A 404-nucleotide genomic window follows, 5' to 3' on the forward strand; every position below is an offset into this window, starting at 1 on the left:
CCTTCACGTTCAAGGACATCCGAATACTTTCTAAGTGTGCTACCACTTACCCCTAAACGAGTATATACTTCACTGCTGGTATATACTACCTCTGCTTCTGACATAGCGCTATGCCACCTCCTATAAGGGGAATTCCATATCAAATCTCTAATACCTCTTAATATTCATCGACGAATCCCGCGCAATTTTTGCTATGTTTTGTCGAAATAAAAGAATTTAAAAATAAATATTTTTTTGGATTTCCACTTAAAAATTAAGGTCGGGATGAGTATAATGCCTAACATGGGGTACCGCCGCATGCCTATCCACTTAAGAATGGAAACACAATGAACTTTCGTTCATATAACCAAAAAACTCTCGAAATATTTGGTATCTTTAAAAATGGGCATACCAAATAAACCTAG

The 404-nt window shown here is 36.6% G+C and carries 1 pseudogene; it reads right to left on the reverse strand.

Annotation, left to right across the window (positions count from 1 at the left end):
• A pseudogene (locus ACS2CR_RS34445) lies at positions 1-104 on the reverse strand (DUF3967 domain-containing protein); the annotation flags it as partial.
• Between the last annotated feature and the right edge of the window lie 300 nt (positions 105-404).

Source organism: Bacillus cereus group sp. BceL291 (assembly GCF_051776705.1).
GTDB lineage: Bacteria > Bacillota > Bacilli > Bacillales > Bacillaceae_G > Bacillus_A > Bacillus_A cereus.